Annotated in this window: 3 protein-coding genes and 1 tRNA gene; all 4 read right to left on the minus strand. The window is 46.4% G+C overall.

The genetic code is table 11. The annotated features are described in order from the left end of the window. On the minus strand, positions 1–848 hold an 848-nt coding region (locus AACP44_RS08840), incomplete at its 3' end, for a translation initiation factor IF-2 associated domain-containing protein (protein ID WP_339340165.1). 81 nt (positions 849–929) lie between these two features. Beyond that, complete coding sequence (gene nusA, locus AACP44_RS08845) at positions 930–2,432, minus strand: transcription termination factor NusA (protein ID WP_339340166.1); 1,503 nt, start codon at positions 2,430–2,432, stop codon at positions 930–932. Positions 2,433–2,560: 128 nt separating this feature from the next. Continuing rightward, the gene (gene rimP, locus AACP44_RS08850) at positions 2,561–3,016 is read right to left on the minus strand and encodes a ribosome maturation factor RimP (protein WP_339340167.1); all 456 of its coding nucleotides are present in this window, start codon (positions 3,014–3,016) and stop codon (positions 2,561–2,563) included. A gap of 198 nt (positions 3,017–3,214) precedes the next feature. Next, a tRNA-Met gene (locus AACP44_RS08855) sits at positions 3,215–3,291 on the minus strand. Positions 3,292–3,309: the final 18 nt, after the last annotated feature.

The following is a 3,309-nucleotide window of genomic DNA, read 5'->3' on the forward strand; positions in this document are numbered from 1 at the left end:
CGAGCAAAGCCATGGGTTTTTGCCCCTTCAGGCAATTTTAATACGTGTTGCTTACGCCGCCCACGGGAATCGACACCGTCACCATCCATAAAGGCATCAATATCTTTGATGTTATGGGTACGGTTTTTACCCCGCGTTTTGGGGGTGAGCTTGCCGCTTTTTTTCTTTTTCTTCTCAGGAAAATCGTCGGCTTTGTCTTTTGCTGTTCCCGGTTCTTCATGACGACGGCGAATAGGCTTTCCATCCGCCGAGGCATTGGTCGCCTTTAATTTTTCTGCACGCTCTTGTTCAGCTTTTTTGGCAGCAGTCGCTGCTTGTTGTAATTCTTTGTCTTTAGCTTCTTTATCTTTACGTTTGGCCGCAGCATGTTGACGCAGCACTTCAGGATCCATTTGGGATTTATCCTGAACCACTTCTTCTACAAATTCTTCAGTTGCAGCAACAGGTGCCTCATTGAGCGGCTCGGCAGCAGCTCCCTCAACCGCCGACGCAGGTGTTTCAGTCGATGACTCAGCTTCAGCCGCTGCACTCTCGGCTAATAACTCTGCAGGATCACGCTTAACATAGGTTCGTTTTTTTCGCACTTCAACGTTAACGGTTTTTCTACCCTGGCTACCGCTGGTTTTTAGCGTGCTTAAGGTTTTTCTTTTTAAGGTGATTTTCTTTGGCGCAGCCGTTGACTCACCATGACTGGTTTTCAAGAACGACAGCAAAGTTTGCTTGTCTTCATCTGACACCACCTCATCAACAGAGGTGTGTTTTAAGCCTGCCTGTTTCATCTGCGCTAACAGACGGTCGACGGGTGCGCCAACCACTTCGGCTAGTTGGCTTACTGTAACTTCTGCCATTCAGTTCTCTCCAGTACCTTGCTTCAACTTATTCGACAATCGACTCGTTTATTCGAGATATTCGATGCCAGCTCGCAATGGCTAATTTTGTTGATCTTCAGCTTCAGCGAACCAAGGGGCACGCGCTGTCATAATTAATTCACCGGCCTTTTGTTCATCAAGACCGTCAATTTCCACCAAGTCATCAATGGCTTGCTCGGCAAGATCTTCCATCGTGATAATGCCTTTGCTGGCTAAGATAAAAGCCAAGTGCCGCTCCATACCATCCATGTTTAGTAAATCTTCGGCGGGCTCAACTTCGCCTAACTGCTCTTCACTGGCAATAGCCTGTGTGAGCAATGCATCTTTTGCACGGGCCCGTAGCTCTTCAGCAATCTCTTCATCAAAACCATCGATACCCATCATTTCTTCCAACGGCACATAAGCGACTTCTTCTAACGAAGTAAAGCCTTCATCCACTAGCACTTCTGCTACATCCTGATCAACATCCAACCTTTCCATAAACTCGCTAATCACCACGCCTGATTCTTTTTGATGCTTTTCAGAAGCATCTTCCAGACTCATAACGTTAATAGTCCATGTCGCTAGCTCACTGGCTAAACGCACATTCTGGCCACTGCGACCGATCGCTTGAGCCAAATTATCTTCGGCTACGGCAACATCCATAGAGCGGGTATCTTCATCAACCACAATGGACTCGACTTCTGCAGGCGCCATGGCGTTAATCACTAACTGTGCAGGATTGTCGTCCCACAAAATAATATCAACACGCTCATTGCCCAACTCACCAGACACTGCTTGCACACGAGATCCACGCATTCCCACACAGGCGCCAACTGGATCGATACGACCATCATTGGTTTTTACCGCAATTTTTGCGCGTGAACCGGGGTCACGCGCAGCAGCGCGAATTTCAATCACTTCTTCTGAAATTTCTGGCACTTCAACTTTAAACAACTCAATCAGCATATCCGGACAGGCGCGGCTTAAAAACAGCTGTGGGCCACGGGCTTCAGGGCGAACATCTTGCAAAATGGCACGAACGCGATCACCCATACGAAACACTTCCCGGCCAACCAATTCTTCACGTGGTAGCGACGCTTCAGCATTGTTACCCAGATCAACAATAATATTGTCACGGGTGACTTTTTTTACGGTACCGCTAATCAGCTCGCCCACTCTGTGTTCATATTCTTCAACCACTTGTGCGCGTTCAGCTTCGCGAACTTTTTGTACAATCACTTGCTTGGCCGTTTGAGCAGCAATACGGCCAAAGTCTACATTTTCAACCTGTTCTTTATAGACATCACCCACTTGCAACGAGGCATCTTTTTCAGCGGCTTCCTCGGTGGTAAATTGAGTACCTAACAAGGCCATTTCATCATCAGACACAACCAACCACTGGCGGTAGGTTTCATAGTTGCCGTCTTCGCGATCAATAATGACATTGATATCGGCATCTTCGTCATAGCGTTTTTTGGTTGCGCTGGCTAAAGCCTGTTCGATAGCCTCAAAGATAATATCTCTAGATACACCTTTCTCGTTGGATACGGCTTCTGCTACCAGCAAAATTTCTTTGTTCATGTCCGCCTCGTTTATACAAAATCTAAGTAAATTTCAGCTTTAATATTATTCTAACCATTGCGTTAGCTATACGCAGTTAGATCTTATAGTCCTATGTAATCCAATGTAGCCCAATGCTTTCAAATACATTAAAAGCTAGGAACAATGTTCGCTTTATCAATTAAATCAAAAGGCAATAAATATTCATCGCTATCAATTGCAACAACCACATCGCCCTGCTCTATCGCGGTCAATTGACCGGAAAAGTTTTTGCGCCCTTCAAAAGGAGTGCGCAAACGCACTTTAATTTGCTCGCCAATATGAAGCCCAAACTGCTCAAGAGTAAACAATGGTCGCTCCATCCCAGGGGAGGAAACTTCCAGCGTGTACTCACCCATAATCGGGTCTTCAACATCAAACACACTACTCACCTGACGGCTGACTTTGGCGCAGTCATCCACATCAATACCGTTAGCATGGTCTATATAAATTCTTACAATAGACTGCTTACCGTGCGATAAATATTCCACACCCCACAGATCAACACCCAACGCCTCGGCGACCGGTTTCACCAACTCTGTGAGTAAAACGTCTTTACCTGCCATGCAAAATCCACGTTTGTGAACCGACAAATAGCCCACCAACAAAAAATGGGCATAAAGCCCACTTCTTAAACAGTCACTACCATGCTCATATTAAGCCGACATGACAAAACTGCACCTAATAAAAAGCCCCTAACAAGGGGCCTAATCACTGCACCGTCAAACTGATCAAATAACGACCAACTCCGGCACTTTAAAATTTGGTAGCGGGGGCCAGATTTGAACTGACGACCTTCGGGTTATGAGCCCGACGAGCTACCAGACTGCTCCACCCCGCATCAAAGTAATATGCCCCT

Origin of the sequence: uncultured Oceanicoccus sp. (genome assembly GCF_963968385.1) — a bacterium.
Taxonomy (GTDB): domain Bacteria; phylum Pseudomonadota; class Gammaproteobacteria; order Pseudomonadales; family Dasaniaceae; genus Oceanicoccus.